Annotated in this window: 12 protein-coding genes; 7 read left to right on the top strand and 5 right to left on the bottom strand. The window is 67.6% G+C overall.

Translation table 11 applies throughout. From position 1 onward, the window contains the following. Positions 1-43: 43 nt before the first annotated feature. Positions 44-3,565, bottom strand: coding sequence for a S41 family peptidase (locus tag VIK36_RS08540; protein ID WP_324644782.1), 3,522 nt, complete (start codon positions 3,563-3,565; stop codon positions 44-46). A 72-nt stretch (positions 3,566-3,637) separates the two neighbouring features. Here VIK36_RS08540 and VIK36_RS08535 point away from each other — a divergent pair, with 72 nt between their 5' ends. After that, positions 3,638-4,540, top strand: a complete 903-nt coding sequence (locus tag VIK36_RS08535) for a TIGR01777 family oxidoreductase (protein ID WP_324645254.1) — start codon at positions 3,638-3,640, stop codon at positions 4,538-4,540. A gap of 32 nt (positions 4,541-4,572) precedes the next feature. Here VIK36_RS08535 and VIK36_RS08530 read toward each other — a convergent pair whose 3' ends face one another. Continuing rightward, the gene (locus VIK36_RS08530) at positions 4,573-6,321 is read right to left on the bottom strand and encodes a serine/threonine-protein kinase (protein ID WP_324644781.1); all 1,749 of its coding nucleotides are present in this window, start codon (positions 6,319-6,321) and stop codon (positions 4,573-4,575) included. A gap of 127 nt (positions 6,322-6,448) precedes the next feature. On the opposite strand from VIK36_RS08530, the gene lipB reads away from it, so the two are divergent. The 5 genes from lipB (at position 6,449) to VIK36_RS08505 (ending at position 10,448) form a co-directional block, all read left to right on the top strand. Continuing rightward, a complete protein-coding gene (lipB, locus tag VIK36_RS08525) occupies positions 6,449-7,126 on the top strand; it encodes a lipoyl(octanoyl) transferase LipB (protein ID WP_263422201.1) in 678 nt (225 codons plus the stop codon). Beyond that, a complete protein-coding gene (gene lipA, locus VIK36_RS08520; RefSeq protein WP_324644780.1) occupies positions 7,123-8,142 on the top strand; it encodes a lipoyl synthase in 1,020 nt (339 codons plus the stop codon). The genes lipB and lipA overlap by 4 nt, the downstream gene beginning before the upstream one ends. Positions 8,143-8,230: 88 nt before the next feature. Continuing rightward, on the top strand, positions 8,231-8,983 hold the full coding sequence (locus VIK36_RS08515) for a DUF4191 domain-containing protein (RefSeq protein WP_255175166.1): 753 nt from the start codon (positions 8,231-8,233) through the stop codon (positions 8,981-8,983). Positions 8,984-9,107: 124 nt separating this feature from the next. Then, positions 9,108-9,458 (top strand): DUF3817 domain-containing protein, encoded by a 351-nt coding sequence (locus VIK36_RS08510; protein ID WP_324644779.1) that lies wholly within the window; start codon positions 9,108-9,110, stop codon positions 9,456-9,458. Between the two features lie 18 nt (positions 9,459-9,476). Then, on the top strand, positions 9,477-10,448 hold the full coding sequence (locus tag VIK36_RS08505; RefSeq protein ID WP_324644778.1) for a DMT family transporter: 972 nt from the start codon (positions 9,477-9,479) through the stop codon (positions 10,446-10,448). A gap of 93 nt (positions 10,449-10,541) precedes the next feature. Here the strand turns inward: VIK36_RS08505 and VIK36_RS08500 are convergent, their stop codons facing one another. Then, entirely contained in the window at positions 10,542-10,979 is a 438-nt protein-coding gene (locus VIK36_RS08500; RefSeq protein WP_141160826.1) for an RDD family protein, read from the bottom strand. A 284-nt stretch (positions 10,980-11,263) separates the two neighbouring features. Between VIK36_RS08500 and glnA the strand changes: the two genes are divergently transcribed. Then, positions 11,264-12,688, top strand: coding sequence for a type I glutamate--ammonia ligase (gene glnA / locus VIK36_RS08495; protein WP_159632210.1), 1,425 nt, complete (start codon positions 11,264-11,266; stop codon positions 12,686-12,688). Positions 12,689-12,963: 275 nt separating this feature from the next. Here glnA and VIK36_RS08490 read toward each other — a convergent pair whose 3' ends face one another. Further along, complete coding sequence (locus VIK36_RS08490; RefSeq protein WP_324644777.1) at positions 12,964-13,500, bottom strand: GNAT family N-acetyltransferase; 537 nt, start codon at positions 13,498-13,500, stop codon at positions 12,964-12,966. Beyond that, positions 13,490-16,501, bottom strand: a complete 3,012-nt coding sequence (locus tag VIK36_RS08485; protein WP_324644776.1) for a bifunctional [glutamine synthetase] adenylyltransferase/[glutamine synthetase]-adenylyl-L-tyrosine phosphorylase — start codon at positions 16,499-16,501, stop codon at positions 13,490-13,492. The genes VIK36_RS08490 and VIK36_RS08485 overlap by 11 nt, the downstream gene beginning before the upstream one ends. Positions 16,502-16,508 lie beyond the last annotated feature (7 nt).

Genomic DNA, 16,508 nt, shown 5'->3' with positions numbered 1-16,508 from the left:
CCGGAATTCCGGAAGGGCAGGGCCTTTGTTGTTGCCGGTGAGGTCAGCCGTCGTGCCGGCGCGCCGGCAGCGGAGCAGGCAACAGTTTCCGGTAGCCCGAGCGGGCGGGAGGCCGGTCAGTGGGCAGTTCCTGGATCATTTCCTTCAGTGCACCGATGCCGTACTCCAGCTGGGGATCCCGTCCGGCAGCATAGGCGTGCGGCGGGTAAGTCACCTCGATGTCCGGATCGACGCCGTAGTTTTCCACGCTCCAGCCCACGCCGCCGCTGAACCAGTTCGCGTAGCGGGGCTGCGTGACGCCGGTGCCGTCCGCCAGCGTGAAGCGGTTGTCGATGCCAACAACACCGCCCCAGGTGCGGGTTCCGATCACAGGGCCGATGCCGCGCAGCTTCGAGACCTGGGTGATGATGTCGCCGTCGGAGCCGGCGAATTCGTCTGCAAGGATGATCACCGGCCCCCTCGGCGCGTGGTGCGGGTAGGTGCGCGGCTTCTCCCCGCGCGGCATGCTCCAACCCGTGACCTTGCGGCCAATGAGCTCAGCGACAAGCTGCGAGGTGTGTCCCCCACGGTTGCGGCGCACGTCGACGATCAGGCCATCGAACGCGGTTTCCGTGTCCAGGTCCCGGTGCAGCTGGGCCCAACCGTTGGCCATCATGTCCGGAATGTGCAGATAGCCGAAGGTTCCGTTCGACGCCTCCCGGACGGTCCGCCGGTTGCCCGCCACCCACTCCTGGTACCGCAGGCGCTCCTCATCCTTGACAGGCACGACGGCGACCCTGCGCTGGGTGCCTTCAGCAGTGCCATGTCCGGGGCCGTTGAGGAGGGTGAGCTCCACGGCGCGGCCGGCCGCCCCGACCAGCTGCATGGCAGGAGTGACGTTTCCGGACAGCGGGACGCCGTCGACGGCCAGCAGGATGTCCCCCGCCTTGGCGCCGACGCCCGGCCTGGTGAGCGGGGAGGTGGCCAGCGGGTCTGAGGACTCGCCCGCCAGGATGCGGGTGATCTCCCAGCCGCGGGCGGTGTGCGTGAGGTCGGCGCCGAGCCTGCCTTGTCCGCGGCTGCCGCGTTCGGTGACGGCGGCCGGGCGCACGTACGCGTGGGAGGTTCCCAGTTCGCCGTGCAGTTCCCACAGCAGGTCCACCAGGTCGTCGTGGGACCCCAGCCGTTCCACCAGGGGGCGGTAGCGGGTGTGGATGGACTCCCAGTCCTGGCCGGCCATGTCCTCGGTCCAGAAGAAGTCGCGCTGCAGGCGCCAGGCCTCGTCGAACGCCTGTCCCCAGACGCTCAGCGGATCCATCAGGACACGGATCCGGCCCAGGTCCACTTTGACCACCTTGCCGGATTCCTCATCTGCCTTGGCGTCCGACGGAACCACGGTCACCTGCTTGTCGGCAACGAGCACCACTTTGCTGCGGTCGCCGGAGAGGCGGTAGCTGTCCACGGCGTCCACGAGGATTGCCTGCTTGCGCCGCGCGATGTCGTACCGGACCAGGCTGGGACGGGCGTCCTTGTCCTCCTGGCTGGCCTTCCCGTCGCCGGTGACGCCTGCCAGGACGGAGTCGAGCCAGAGGAGTGCACCGTCAACGGCTTTCAGCGAGCTGTAGTTGCCCTGCGGCACGGGAACGCCGATCACGCGGTGGGCCAGGCCCCCCGCATCCACCGTAACGGCAGGCACGGCACTGTCCCCGGTCTCGTCTGCGTCCGTGGGTTTTGCGTCCACGCCGGCGTCCGGTTCCCCGCCCGCGGGGTCAACCGAAGGGCCAAAGGGCGACGGCGTCTCAGCCGTCAGTGCCACCAGGTACGGCTTGATCGGGCTGGGGAAGGAGAGGTCGAACGAGTGCCCGTCATACACGGGGTCGAAGCTGCGGTTGGACAGGAAGGCAAGGAATTTCCCGTCCGGCGTGAAGGCCGGGGAGGCGTCGCGGAAGCGGCCGTCGGTGACGTCCACCGGTTCGGCGTCGAGCCGGTCCACGGTGGCCAGGCGCAGCCGGCTGCGCGAACCGAAGGAAGTGACAGGCTCCGACCATGCCAGCCAGCGGGAGTCCGCGGACCAGGCCAGTTCGGAAATGCTGCCTTCGCCGATGCTGGCTACCTGTGAGAGGTCACCGCTGCGGGTGTCCACGACGAACACGTCACCGAAGGAGGTCCCGAGGGCAACCCAGTGGCCGTTGGGGCTTGCCTCCAGCGAACTGGCCCGGGACGGTGTCGGGACGGTGATGGCTGGCTCCGCCGTGGTTGCCTGGGCGTCAGCCAGGGGTGCTGCGGCCTGTGGCGCCACGTCCGCCTGCTGCTCATCGTCAGAGGGAACGTGGACCGTGGCGGCCGCCGGCGCCTTGGCGCCGGACGCCGGAACGGGTTGGGGAAGGCTGACCGCTTCCGCGTCCTCCCCGCCGGTTGCTGCCGCCTCCGCGGAAGCGTTGGCCGCAGCAGTCCGGGTGTTGGCCTGCCCGTCCACCTTCCCAGCGGTGTGCGGGAGGGGTGCGGCAATGTCCTTGATGTGCAGCGCTTCCACGCCGTCGTGGTCGGCGATGTAGGCAATGCGGCCGTCCCCGAGCGGCCTGGGCAGCCGGCCGCGGACGCCCGGGGTGGCCTCGATGATGCGGGACGGACCGTCTTTGTGGCGCAGCCAGTGGATGGTGCCATGGGACTCCACGGCACTGGCGGCGCCTGCCATATCCGGTGCCACCGCGCCCAGGTGCTTGACGGCGTCGAGCAATGCGGGGCGGCGGGTCTGTGAGGCGGAGCCGAGGGTGATGTCGAGCTTGACCGCGTCTGAAGCAAGGTCGTGGAGGACCCAGAGTTCGCCTGCGGATTCAAAGATGACCCGCTTGCCGTCCGTGGCTGCATGCCGAACGTAGAAGTCCTGGTGGTCGGTGTGCCGGCGCAGGTCCTTGCCGCTGGGAAGCACCGAATACAGGTTGCCGTAGCCTTCGTGGTCGGACAGGAAGGCGATCCGGCCCTCCACCCAGAGCGGATCAGTGAGGTTGCCGTCGAGGTCCGGCAGCAGGCGTTCGAACTCGCCGTTGCCGTCGCGGTCGATCCACAGCTTTCCGGCAGTTCCGCCGCGGTAGCGCTTCCACCATGCCGGCTCACGGGAGAGCACGCTGGCCAGCACCACAGGGCGTTCGTCGCCTACCTCGGGCCCGAAGGCAACGGACTCCACCGGCCCGTACGGGAGCTCCTGGGCCCAGCCGCCCTCAAGCGGAACGCTGTAGGCGTGGGTGTGCCGGCTCTCAGCCTGGCGGAAGGCACTGGTAACCACCACGGAACCACCGGTGGTGAATCCCTTGACCTTGGTGGTGCTGTGGCCAAAGTAGGTGAGCTGCCGGTACCCGCCCCCGTCCACCTGCGCGGACACAACCTCCGGCGCCGTTCCCTGGACTACGGTCCACACCAGGCGCTTGCCGTCCGGGGTGAAACGCGGGTTGCGGGCAGGAAGCTGGAGCGAGGAAACACGCCAGGCACGGCCGCCGTCCAGGGGCGCAATCCACACGTCATCCTCGGCCACGAAAGTGACCAGATCGCCGTGCAAATGCGGGAAACGGAAGTAGCTCGAAGAGGTCATCGTTCGATCATAGTCAACCCCCACGCACCCCGCGGGAGATACACAACCTGCGCCGCCGTGGTGAGATGGACCATGCACATCGTCATGGCCGGCGCCTCGGGGCTAATCGGCACTTCCATGTCCGCGGCATTCCGCAATGCCGGCCATTCGGTGGTGACGCTGGTCCGCCGGCCCCCTGCCAGCGCCACCGAAGTCCGCTGGGACCCTGCGGCCGGCGTCCTGGATCCCGGCGCACTCGCGGGTGCTGACGCCGTCGTCAACCTTTCCGGCGCCGGAATCGGAGACAGGCCATGGACGCGCAGGCGGGTGGAGGAACTTTTCAGTTCCCGTCTGGGACCAACCAGGACCCTGGTGCAGGCCATGGCACGGACCGATACGCCACCAGCCACCTTCATCAGCCAGTCAGGCTCGAACTACTACGGCGATGCGGGCAACACAGTACTTCGGGAGGACGCACCGGCCGGCTCCGGCACCTTGGCACAGATCTGCATGGAGTGGGAGCAGGCCGCCCTTGCGGCGCCGGCAGGCGTACGTGTGGTGACACCACGGACCGGGGTGGTGTTCAGCCGCTCAGGCGGCGCGTTGGGCAAGCTGCTCCCGCTCCTGCGCCTGGGACTGGGCGGCCCCTTCGGAAACGGCCGGCAGTTCTGGCCGTGGGTGACACTGCCCGATGTCTCGGCCGCTTTCCTGTTCCTCCTGGGCTCCCCGGTCTCCGGCCCGGTCAACCTGGCCGCCCCGGGGCAAGCGGATGTCAATACCATCGTGGCGGCACTGGCCCACGCCCTGCACCGCCCCGCCCTCCTGCGGGTACCTGCCCCCGTGCTGCGCACCGTCATGCCAGGCCTGGCCGACGAGCTGCTGCTGTCCAGCCAGCGGATGGAGCCGGCGGTCCTTACCGCCGCAGGGTTCACGTGGCAGCACGGGCACCTGGCAGATGCTGCCCGCTGGGTGACTGGAAAGACCGGCGCCGCCTAGCCCTGCCCGGGACACCGGCCCGGTATGCCGGTTCATGGGCCCGGAAGGATGTCGGCCACCAGCCACCGGCCCTCCACGGAGACCAGCACCAGCCGAAGCAGCTGCGGCCGGGTTGGTGCCCCCGTGGCGACTACTGTGTCCCCGGCGTCCACCAGCCGGTACCCGGAGGTAGCGGACACGGCCCGCACCACGGCACGGGCTTCGGTGCCCCCATCTTCGGCGGCTATCTCTGAAAGCGTGGTGGTGAACCCGGTGAGGCGCTGGCCGGACCCGGCAACCCGGCCGGCGACGCGCTGGTCAGCCGCGGCGGCGGCGGACCCGGGGGCGTTCACGTCCGCCAGCAGTTCCACGCCCCCGCTGCTGAAGGCGTAGTCGCGAAGTGCCGCCAGCCCCTGGACAGCTTCCACCGGATCAGCTGCTCCGGCCCGCCGGCGTACCGTGTCCACGGGCAGAGGAAGCCCTCTACCGCCGTCTGAATCGGCATCCGCGCCGACACCTGCACCTGCACCTGCTGACGGCGCCGATGTTGGTGGCAGCCCCTGCGCGGCACCTCTAAGCCACATGCCGTCCCCTGCGGACGTCGACAGCCACCACGCCACTGCCGCCACCGCGGCAATCAGCGGCAGGACGGAGCGCAGCAGCACCCGCCGCGCCTGCCCACCAACGGGCCCGTCCGCGTGTCTTCCACGGGACTCCACCGCGGCTTTCACCCCAGGCCTGGTTCTGTCCCGTGCCGGTGACGGCGTTCCGTTTGATGCTGGTGACGGTTGTACCTGCGGCTGCCGTGCCGGTGTCGGTTGCTCCCGTGACCGCCGTGCCTGTGGCTGCCGTGCGGACCAGCGGGAAGTCGACGCCCGGCGGCGCAGGCCCTGGACTTTCGTTCGGAGTGCGCTGCGCTTTGACTCCGCGGGAACCTGGCGCCGCGTCAACAGCTCGGGCAGGACAGTGGGGTGGACTGCGTCGGAAAGATCCACGGGCTGAGGTTCGGCGCTGCGGTATACAGCAGTGGCCAGCGCCAGCGCGTCAGGGCGCAGCCGCCGCTCATCGTTCAGGCCTGCTTCCAGCGCGGCCGCGAGGTCTCTGGGAACCTCGGGAACCAGCACGGACAACGGCGGACGGTCGGCCGTGCGTCCCGGCGCTTCACCGGTCAGGCAAAACCACCCCAGGGCAGCCACCGAGTACACATCGCGTTCGGGCTGCAGGCCGGCACGGACCGCGTCAACCGGGGCGGGATCAAGGAAGCCGCCCGTTCCCGCGGTCCCGGCGCCGCCCGGGTCCCCGAGCATCCGGGCGACGCCGAGATCCGACAGCATCGGTTTTCCCTGCCCGGTGAAGAGGACGTTTCCGGGCGAGACGTCGGAATGCGTGAAGCCTTTGCCGTGCAGGTACGCCAAGGCCTGGGCGATCGGCGTCAATACCGTGACCGTCTCCCCCACGCTGAGCCTGCCGCGGGCGGACACCAACTGGGCCAGGGAACCGCCGGCAGCATAATCCATGGCCAGTGCCGTACCACGGCCCGGTTCCGCCCCCTGTACCGCGTCGTGGACCCGGATCAGGTGCTGGTGGTCCAGGACTGACAGGATGCGGATCTCCCGCTGCACCTCCTCCTCGGTGATGCCCGGGCTGCTGCGCGTCCCGGTCCCGGCGGCGCGGAAGCTCTTCAGGGCATATTCCTGTCCCGTCCGTTGCTCCCTGGCCAGCCACACGTCCGCGCTGCCGCCGCGGCCCAGCAGCCTGCCGACCTCGTACCCGGGTACGTCGGGTGCCTGTGCATCGTCCATGGTCCATGTCTAGCCGAGTTCCGTCCGGCGTGCAGAAGTTATCCACAGCCCTCGAAGTTGCAGTCACAAAGAGCAGGGCCGGTGAGCTTGGACACTAAACCGGGCCGGTGCGGCTGCGGGGTCTAAGCTGGATGCCATGACTCTTGAGTTTTCACAGCTGGGTCTTGCCCCCGACTTCGTTGATTACATGGAAGGCTGGGATGCCCAGCGCGAACTCCATGACAAAGTTGTCGCCGGAAGTGCGCCCAGCACAGTCCTTCTTTTGGAGCACGCCGCTGTTTATACGGCAGGCAAGCTTACCGAGGACCACGAGCGGCCCTTTGACGGTACGCCGGTCGTCGCAGTGGACCGCGGCGGCAAACTGACCTGGCACGGCCCCGGCCAGCTGGTGGCCTACCCCATCCTGAAGCTGAAGAACCGCTCCGGGATCAGGGACTATGTGGAGCGGCTGGAAGAAATCATGATCACCGTCATGGCGGACTACGGCATCAAGGCTGAACGCATCAAAGGCCGCGCCGGCGTATGGATCAAGGCCGATTCCAAAGGCCCCGACCGCAAGATCGCGGCTATCGGCATCCGCGTCCTGAACGGCGTCACCATGCACGGCGTCGCCATCAACTGCAGCAACGACCTGGCGCCCTACGGCCAGATCATTGCCTGCGGCATCACCGACGCCGGAGTCACCACCATGTCCCTTGAAACGGGCAGGGAGATCCATCCCGCGGACATCGCGGAGCGGTTCGTGGAGGAATTCCGCAAGCACGAAGAAGCATTGGTTTCGAGCCCTGAAGGAGCTCTACTGTGACATTGGCACCTGAAGGCCGGAAGATGCTGCGGATCGAGCAGCGCAACGCTGCGGTCCCGGTGGAGCGCAAGCCGGAGTGGATCAAGGCCAAGGTCCAGATGGGCCCGGAGTTCGTCGGGCTGAAGAACCTGGTGAAAAAGGAAGGCCTCCACACCGTCTGCGAAGAGGCCGGCTGCCCCAACATCTTCGAATGCTGGGAAGACAAGGAAGCCACCTTCCTGATCGGCGGCTCCGAATGCACCCGGCGCTGCGACTTCTGCCAGATCGATACCGGTAAACCCTCCCCCGTGGACATGTTCGAACCCACCAAGGTGGCCCGCTCCGTCCAGTCCATGCAGCTGCGCTACGCCACCGTCACCGGCGTGGCCCGCGACGACCTGGAAGACGAAGGCGTCTGGCTCTACGCCGAAACCGTCCGCAAAATTCACGAACTGAACCCCGGCACCGGCGTGGAACTGCTCATCCCGGACTTCTCCGGCAACCCCGACCACATCAAGGCGATCTGCGACTCCGCCCCCGAGGTCTTCGCGCACAACGTCGAAACCGTGCCGCGGATCTTCAAGCGGATCCGCCCCGCCTTCCGCTACGAGCGGTCCCTGGACGTCATCACCCAGGGCCGGAACCTGGGCATGGTCACCAAGTCCAACCTCATCCTGGGCATGGGCGAAACCCGCGAGGAAATCAGCGAAGCCCTCCGCGACCTGCACCAGGCCGGCTGCGACCTGATCACCATCACCCAGTACCTGCGCCCGTCCGAACGGCACCTGCCCGTGGACCGCTGGGTCAAACCCCAGGAATTCGTGGACCTCCAGCACGAAGCCGAAGACATCGGCTTCCTCGGCGTCATGTCCGGACCCCTGGTCCGCTCCTCCTACCGCGCCGGCCGCCTCTGGGCCACCGCCATGCGCAAAAAAGGCCGCGACATCCCCGCCGAACTCGCCCACATCGCAGAAGGCATCCAGGACTCCGGCACCACCCGCCAGGAAGCCAGCACCCTCCTCGCTGCACACTCGTGACCTCACCTTTGTGAAGTGGCAGAGGGCCGGGCGCTGGAAGAATCCAGCGTCCGGCCCTTTGGTTTAAGTCACGTAGAATTGAGGCACTATGGCGAAATCCCCTGACTCCAGCAACTCCACCCCGGCGGGCTCCAGCGCGGTGAAGCGCGGCCTGTTCACGCGCAAGCCCAAGGAAGCTAAGGCCAAGAAGCCCAGCAGGCTCAAGCAGATCGGTGAGGTCTTCACCATGACCCGCCGCCACGACCCCATGGTTCCGTGGCTCATGCTGCTGGTGTTCCTCGGTGTTGTGGCCGTGAGCTTCCTGGTGGGTTTCTGGCTGGATAACTGGATTACCGGCCTGATCATCGGCATTCCGCTCGGCCTGCTGGCGGCCACCTTCATTCTGTCCCGCCGCGCTGAGCGTGCAGCGTTCGCGCAGATCGAAAACCAGCCCGGAGCTTCGGGCGCTGCCCTGGGCACGCTCCGCCGCGGCTGGATCACCGAAGAGCAGCCCGTGGCCGTCAACCCGCGCACGCAGGATGCCGTGTTCCGCGCTGTAGGCCGTCCCGGCGTCGTCCTTGTCAGCGAAGGCCCCACCCACCGGGTGAAGCCACTGCTCGACGCCGAGCGCAAGCGCCTGGCGCGCATCCTGCCCAACGTTCCTGTCCACACCATCCAGACCGGCCGCGGCGAAGGCCAGGTGCCGCTGAGCCAGGTGGCCAAGCAGATGGGCAAGATGAAGAACGAACTCACCAAACTTGAAGTCAGCACGGTATCCAAGCGCATCGCGTCCATGGGTACCAGGCTTCCCATTCCCAAGGGCATCGACCCCTACAAGGCCCGTCCCAACCGCGGACGCTAGCTGGTTCAACGCCCCGGTACCGGCACTGCCGGCAGCCGGGGCGTTTTTCTTTGTGCCCGAAGAGCCGCGCGCAGCCCTCCATCACATCTGCGGCCAACGCACCGCCCGACGACAGGACATGACCATGCCCCTCAGGACAACAGTGATCCGCGCCTTCCGCATCCTCGCCGTGGCCGAGGCCTGCAGTTGGGTTGCCCTCCTCGCCGGCATGTATTTCAAATGGATTGCCGCCACCACGGAGCTCGGCGTCCAGGTGGCAGGCCCTGTCCACGGTGCCCTGTTCATCGGCTACGGGGTTGCCGCGCTCATGCTGTGGCGGGTACAGCGCTGGCCGTTCCTGGTGGCCGTGCTGGCAGGTGTCTCGGCAATCTTCCCGTTCGCCACCCTCCTTTTCGAACGCTGGGCCGGACGCCGCGGGTACCTCAGCGCTGCCGGCGCAGCGGACGCCCCTGCCCTCGAGTCCAGCCGCGCCTAGCGGAACTGGCCTGCCACCGTGGACTCCGTTGAGCAGGGACCGAAGGCCCAGCCACCGCAGGAGGCGGGGGTTCCGGACGCGCGGGCGCAGGGGCGCAGGCGGGTAATCGCCCTCCTCTCCCTGCTGGGGGCGACCCTGTTCTGGGCCGGCAACTACGTGGTGGGCGCCGGCGCCGTCCACAGCATCGACCCCCTGAGCCTGGTCTTCCTGCGGTGGGCGATCGCACTGGTGCCGCTGCTGCTGATAGCCCAGCTTGTGGAGAAGCCCTGCTGGCGGTCCGTTGCGGCTGCGTGGCCGTGGCTGCTGGCGCTCAGCGTGTGCGGGCTGCTCGGATACAACCTCCTCCTGTACTTCGCCCTGGAACACACCGATGCGTTCAATGCCTCGCTGATCAACGCCTTCAATCCGGCGCTGATCACGCTGGCGGCCGCAGTGTTCCTGCGCGAACGGCTCACGCCGATGGCGGTGGCCGGCGTCGTGATGGCACTGGCCGGCGTCCTCATCGTCATCAGTGGAGGGAATGTGGGCCGGCTGGCCACTGCCGGCTTCGGCACCGGCGAGGTGCTGATGGTGGGGGCAGTGGTTGTCTGGACGGCCTACACGGTCGTTGGCCGCCTGGCACCTAAGATCCCGCCGATCACAGCCACCGCAGTGCAGGCAGCCGTGGCGGTGGCCCTGCTGGCCCCGGTGCGTTTCGCGCCGGGCGGCCTGGCTTTTCCCGGGACGGGCAGTGCGTTGGCGTCATTGCTCTTCATCGCCATTTTTCCGTCGGTACTGTCCTACGTGCTGTGGAACCGCGCCCTGACGGTCCTGCCGGCGGCCGGTGCCGGCGTGTTCCTCAACCTGATCACCGTCTTCACCGCAGTCCTGACCATTCTCGCCGGACAGGTCCACACAGCCGCGCAGTTTGTGGGCGGCGCCATCGTGGTCGGCGGCGTCATCGTCACGAATGCGCGGGCCTTCCGGCGGAAGAACCCGGCGGGTGCTTAGAGCGGCGGGTGCTTAGAGCGGCGGGTGCTTAGAGCGGCGGGTACCTTGGTGCGGCTGCCCTTGGAGCGCGGCTGCCCGCGGGAGGCCCGTGCCTTATCGCCGGATGAGGAGCGTATTCATGGCCTTGTCGTGCAGGCCGCGCTGGTCCGGGTCGAAAATAACTGCGGGGATGACCAGGCAGAGGAGCACTGCCCTGACCAGGCCAGCCAGCGGCCCCGGAGTGCCGCCTCCCGGCTTGATCACCGCGATGCCCATGATGCGGTGCCCGATGCTGTACCCGAGGGTGCCCACCAGCAGGGTCTGTTCGATGGCGAAGACCGCCAGCGTGGCCCAGGAATCGCCGCCAAAGGCAAAGTTGCTGATAAGCAGTGCGATGCCCCAGTCGATCATGATCGCAACGATCCTGCGTCCTGCCCGGGCAATGGAGCCGGGACCGGACTCCGGCAGTCCCAGGCGCTCCCCCGGATACTTTGAGATGCCGGAAGTGTCAGGTCCGGTGAGCCAGGAGCCAATGTCTTTGCGATCTACCACCGTCCAAGTTTACCGACCCCGGGGCCAGCAGCGCGCCCACAGTGTGGATGGGACTCGACCACAGTGTGGACGGACGATACCGTGGTCATAGCAGGGCATTCTGTAACCTGCCCGAAACAATTCGGACATGGACGGGAAATGCCGGATCCATAGTCTGTTAGAAGTTTCAAGCAATCCCCCGGCAGGTACACGCGACAGGGACAACATGCGTTCTCCCTGATTTTGGATTGCGCTGGATCACATGGCGTGCATGCCAGATATTTACATATGCGTTAGGAGCATAGATGTTCAAGACTGCGGACGAAGTCCTCAAGTTCATCAAGGACGAAGATGTAAAGTTCGTCGATATCCGCTTCACCGACCTTCCGGGTGTCCAGCAGCACTTCAACGTCCCCGCGAAGAGTGTTGACGCTGATTTCTTCGTCAACGGACAGCTCTTCGACGGTTCCTCCATCCGCGGATTCCAGGGCATCGCCGAATCTGACATGCAGCTGATCCCGGACGTCACCACCGCGTTCCTGGACACCTTCCGCATGGAGAAGACCCTCGCGCTGAACTTCTCGATCGTCAACCCGCGCACCGGTGACCCGTACCACCGCGACCCCCGCGGCGTGGCCGAGAAGGCCGAGGCCTACCTGGCCTCCACCGGCATCGCCGACACCGCATTCTTCGCTCCCGAAGCCGAGTTCTTCGTGTTCGACAACGTCCAGTACCAGTCCTCCCCCGAGGGCAGCTTCTACAAGATCGACTCCGAAGAAGCCCACTGGAACAGCGGCCGCGAGGAAGAAGGCGGCAACCTGGGCTACAAGACCCCCGTCAAGGGCGGCTACTTCCCGGTCTCCCCGACCGACAAGCAGGCTGACCTGCGCGACGCCATGTGCGTTGCCCTGGACGAAGCCGGACTCGAGGTCGAGCGCAGCCACCACGAAGTTGGGTCCGCCGGCCAGGCCGAGATCAACTACAAGTTCACCACGCTGACCCACGCTGCCGATGACCTGCAGAAGTTCAAGTACGTCATCAAGAACACCGCTGACGCCTGGGGCAAGTCCGTTACCTTCATGCCGAAGCCTGTCTTCGGCGACAACGGCTCGGGCATGCACTGCCACCAGTCGCTGTGGAACGGTGGCGAGCCGCTGTTCTACGACGAGAAGGGCTACGCCGGCCTGTCCGACACCGCCCGCTGGTACATCGGCGGCCTGCTCCAGCACTCCTCCGCCGTCCTGGCCTTCACCAACCCGACGGTGAACTCCTACCGTCGCCTGGTCAAGGGCTTCGAGGCTCCGGTTAACATGGTCTACTCGCAGGGCAACCGCTCCGCCGGTATCCGCATCCCCATCACGGGCTCCAACCCGAAGGCCAAGCGCATCGAATTCCGCGCTCCGGACCCCTCCTCCAACCCTTACCTGGCCTTCGCTGCCCAGCTGATGGCCGGCATTGACGGCATCCGCAACCGCATCGAGCCCCCGGCTCCCATCGACAAGGACCTCTACGAGCTCCCGGCCGAGGAAGCCAAGGACATCCCCAAGGCTCCGGGCACCCTCGAGGAAGCCCTGGAGGCCCTGCGCGAGGACAACGAGTTCCTGCAGGCCGGCGGTGTCTTCACCCAGGACCTGATCGACACCTGGATCGAGTACAAGTACGAGAACGAGATCCGTCCGCTGTCCCTGCGCCCGAACCCCTACGAGTTCGAGCTCTACTACGGCGTCTAGTCTGCGGCCTGCCCTGCAGGAGCGCTGAAACAGCAAAGGCGGCCACCGGTTCATCCGGTGGCCGCCTTTTGCGTTGTCCCGGCCGTCAAGGCCGCGGACGGAGACCGCCGTAAGGTGGGGGCCCGTCTCCAGACGTGCTGAGACCGGGAGCCGGACCCCCTGACGAATGCCCCCCGAGACGAAGACTGTCCAGCCTTCCCCCCAACAAGGTTGGAGAACACCGCCAACCACATAATCGGGCAAACGCTTGCTAAGCGCAATGCCGGTCCGGCGCGTTACGCCGGTGCGGCGGCAGCGAAGCTGTGGAACATGGTCCGCTGCGGCCCCGCGGAACCGCCCAGGTACGGCCCTGCGTCGACAAATCCGGCGCGGCGGTACGCGGAGAGGCCCGCATGGTTGTCCTCATTGACGGAAAGTACGACGCCGGACTCGCCGCTTTGGTGCCGGGCGGTGAGCTTGCGGGCAGCCTCCACAGCGGCAGCGGTCGCCAGCGTGCCCAGCCCCCTGCCCTGGTGCCGGCTGTCGATGAGGAAGCCCCGCAGCAGCCAGGCTGAGCTGTCGTCGGGCCACCCGGCAAGACCGGCGGCCCCCGCCTGGAGGGTCAGGACACCGGCTGCGTTCCCGCCTGCCTCCACGACGTAGGGGTGCCGTGATTCTTCGGCCAGGCCTGCCAGCGCCATGCGGAGGGGGTCACCCACAAACCGTTCCTGGCCTGCCAGGAGCGACATGTCCGCGATGGCGCCCAACTGGATGGCGCGGGCATCCGCGTCCAGGTCCCGTAGCGGGATAAGCCAGACCCAGTCAGTGTCCATAGAAGACACGTTCAAAGACGGCGCGGGCGCGGCGGCTCACCCGCAGATAGTCTTCCTCCAGCGCGGCGGCGTGTCCCGGCTCGTAGCCGCACCAGCGCGCCACGGCCTCGAGGTCGCGGCGGGAGGACGGCAGGAGATCGGAGGCCTTGCCGTTCCAGATGACATTGGCGGACCGGATGCGGCTGGCCAACCGCCAGGCCTCAGCCAGCAAACCGGCGTCAGCAGCATCCAGCAGTCCAAGTTCGGCTGCTGCGGTGAGGGCTTCCAGGGTGGACGTGGTCCGGAGTTCCGGGTGTTTCCCGGCGTGCTGGAGCTGCAGCAGCTGCACCAGCCACTCGACGTCACTGAGGCCGCCGCGGCCGAGTTTGAGGTGCCGTGCAGGGTCGGCGCCGCGCGGCAGCCGCTCCGATTCCACCCTGGCCTTGATGCGCCTGATCTCCCGTACGTCCTGCTCCGCCACGGTTTCCGGGTAGCGGATGGGATCGATCAGCTTGAGGAAATCAGCGGCCAGGGCATCATCGCCGGCCATGGGCCGTGCCCGCAACAGTGCCTGTGCTTCCCAGATCAGGGACCAGCGGCGGTAATACTCCGCGAAGGAGTCCAGGGAGCGCACCATGGCCCCGTTCTTGCCCTCGGGACGGAGATCGGCGTCCATCTGGAGGACCCGTTCGGCCATGATGGCCGGCTTCAGCGGCTGGGTGAGGAGGCTGGACACCTTGGCCACGATGCGGGCGGCCTGTTCCTGCGCCTCCGCCTCGGTAAAGCCGGGCAGCGCCCGGTGGACGTACATGACGTCGGCGTCGGAGCCGTAGCCGATCTCCCGGCCGCCCTGCCGGCCCATGGCCACCACCAGCACCGTGGTTTTGAGCGGGCCGCCGGCTGAGACTATTCCTTCCGCCACCCGCAGCGCGCCCAGGACGGCGGCGCGGTCCGTGTCTGCCAGGGCCCTGCCCACCTGTTCCTGGTCCAGGACGCCGGCGGAATCTGCGATGGCGATGCGCAGGATTTCCCGCCGCCGGATCAGCCGGATCAGGCGCATGGCACTCTCCGGGTCCTCGTGCCGGGACATCTTTGCCGTGATCTCCTGCCACTGGGCTTCAAAGCCCACGGGAACCAGGTCCTTGTCCTGTCCCAGCCATGCCACCGACTCCGGCGAGACCTCCAGCAGGTCCGCGATCAGCCGTGAGTTGGACAGCATGTGGCACAGGCGTTCGGCGGCGGCGTTGGAGTCGCGGAGCAGGCCAAGGTACCAGTGTGTGGTGCCCAGTGCCTCGCTGACGCGGCGGAAGGCCAGAAGGCCGGCGTCCGGGTCCACGCCCTCGGCGAGCCAGTCGAGCAGGATGGGCAGGAGCTGGCGCTGCAGGGCGGCCCGGCGGCTCACTCCGGCCGTCAGCGCCTCAATGTGGCGCATCGCCCCCTGCGGGTCCCGGTATCCGAGCGCCGCAAGCCGTCCCTGCGCCGCTTCCGGGGTCAGCCTGGCGTCCTCGCTGCTGAGTTTGGCTGCCGTGTTCAGCAGCGGCCGGTAGAAGATACGCTCGTGCAGTTCACGGACCGAGCGCTTGGTCCGTTGCCACGCGGACAGCAGGGAGTCCGGGCTGGGCCGTTCGTTGGAGAACGGCCCCAGGACGGCTTTGGCCAAAGAGCGCAGTGCCGGCTCCGCCACCGGCATAAGGTGGGTCCGGCGCAGCTGGAACAGCTGGATCCGGTGCTCCAGGAGCCGCAGGTAGCGGTAGGCATTGTCAAAGGCCGCCGCGTCGGAACGGCCAATGTAACCGCCCGCTGAAAGGGCAGCGATCGCAGAGGTGGTGTCCCGCCGTCGTAATGTCTCATCCGCCTTGCCATGCACCAGCTGGAGCAGCTGGACGGTGAATTCAACGTCGCGCAGTCCGCCGCGGCCCAGCTTGATCTGGCGCTGCTCCTCGGCCGCCGGAATGTTCTCCGTGACCCGGCGCCGCATCGCCTGGACGGACTCCACGAAGCCCTCCCGCCCGGCCGAGCTCCAGATCAGCGGCGCCACGGCTTCCTCGTACGCCCGGCCAAGCGCGGCGTCGCCCGCAATGGCACGGGCCTTGAGCAGCGCCTGGAATTCCCAGCTTTCGGCCCACCTGGCGTAGTACGTCTCGTGGGAGGCGAGGGTGCGGACCAGCGGCCCCGACTTGCCCTCGGGCCTCAGGTTCGCATCCACCTCCCACAGTCCGGGCTCCCTCGCAACCGAGGAGATCGCCCGGGAGATGCCGCTTGCCAGCGCCGTGCCGATGGTGTTGGCCTGGGCATCCTCCAGGCTGCCGGCGTCCACGACGTAGATGACGTCGACGTCGGAGATGTAGTTCAGTTCCCGGGCTCCGCATTTGCCCATGCCGATGACTGCCAGGCCGACGTCGGCGACGTCGGCTGCGCTGTGCTGCTCCGCCGCTTCAGCGCGGGAGACGGCGAGGGCAGCCTCAATGGCGGCTGCGGCCAGGTCCGCAAGTTCACCGCCCACCGATGGCAGGAAGTCCAGCGGGTCCGCGGCGCAGAGGTCCTTGACGGCGAGGTCCACCAGTCCGCGCCGGTAGGCCGTGCGCAGGGCAGCGTAGGCGTCCGCGCCGGTGGAGGCGGCCACGGGACGTGCGGCGCGGGGGTCGGCACCCACGGCCTGCAGGAGGGTGGTGCGCAGCCTGCCCGGGTCGGCGGGCAGCGGCTCGGGACTGGCCCGGACCCGGAAGGCCTCCAAATGCTCCGGGTGCCTGATGAGGAACTCCCCCAGGGCCTCGGAAGCGCCCAGGACCCGGTACATGGGCTCGCTGTCCTCCGCGTCAGCGGCCGCCAGGTCCCGCAGCTGCGGGTGCTTTTCAATCAGCCGGACCAGGGACTGCAGGGCAGTGTCCGGGCTCGCCGCCAGCTGCAGCCCGGCAAAGAGCCTGTCCTGGTCCAGCCCCTCAAGTTCGCGCGCGGCAAGGAACCGTTCGCCCTTCTCCAGGTCGCTGAATCCGGCCGCGATCAGGCGGCGTGCCAGGCTCACGCCGGGC

The sequence above is a fragment of the Pseudarthrobacter sp. LT1 genome (assembly GCF_035621795.1).
GTDB lineage: Bacteria > Actinomycetota > Actinomycetes > Actinomycetales > Micrococcaceae > Arthrobacter.
The sequence above is the reverse complement of the archived record's forward strand: the minus strand, read 5'-3'. Positions and strand labels throughout refer to the sequence as shown.

Excerpts from the sequence above, each read along its gene's own strand:
- VIK36_RS08490 (WP_324644777.1), bottom strand. The coding sequence starts at position 13,500 with ATGGACACTGACTGGGTCTGGCTTATCCCGCTACGGGACCTGGACGCG.
- VIK36_RS08510 (WP_324644779.1), top strand. The coding sequence starts at position 9,108 with ATGCCCCTCAGGACAACAGTGATCCGCGCCTTCCGCATCCTCGCCGTG.
- VIK36_RS08515 (WP_255175166.1), top strand. The coding sequence starts at position 8,231 with ATGGCGAAATCCCCTGACTCCAGCAACTCCACCCCGGCGGGCTCCAGC.
- VIK36_RS08530 (WP_324644781.1), bottom strand. The coding sequence starts at position 6,321 with ATGGACGATGCACAGGCACCCGACGTACCCGGGTACGAGGTCGGCAGG.
- glnA (WP_159632210.1), top strand. The coding sequence starts at position 11,264 with ATGTTCAAGACTGCGGACGAAGTCCTCAAGTTCATCAAGGACGAAGAT.
- VIK36_RS08535 (WP_324645254.1), top strand. The coding sequence starts at position 3,638 with ATGCACATCGTCATGGCCGGCGCCTCGGGGCTAATCGGCACTTCCATG.
- VIK36_RS08540 (WP_324644782.1), bottom strand. The coding sequence starts at position 3,565 with ATGACCTCTTCGAGCTACTTCCGTTTCCCGCATTTGCACGGCGATCTG.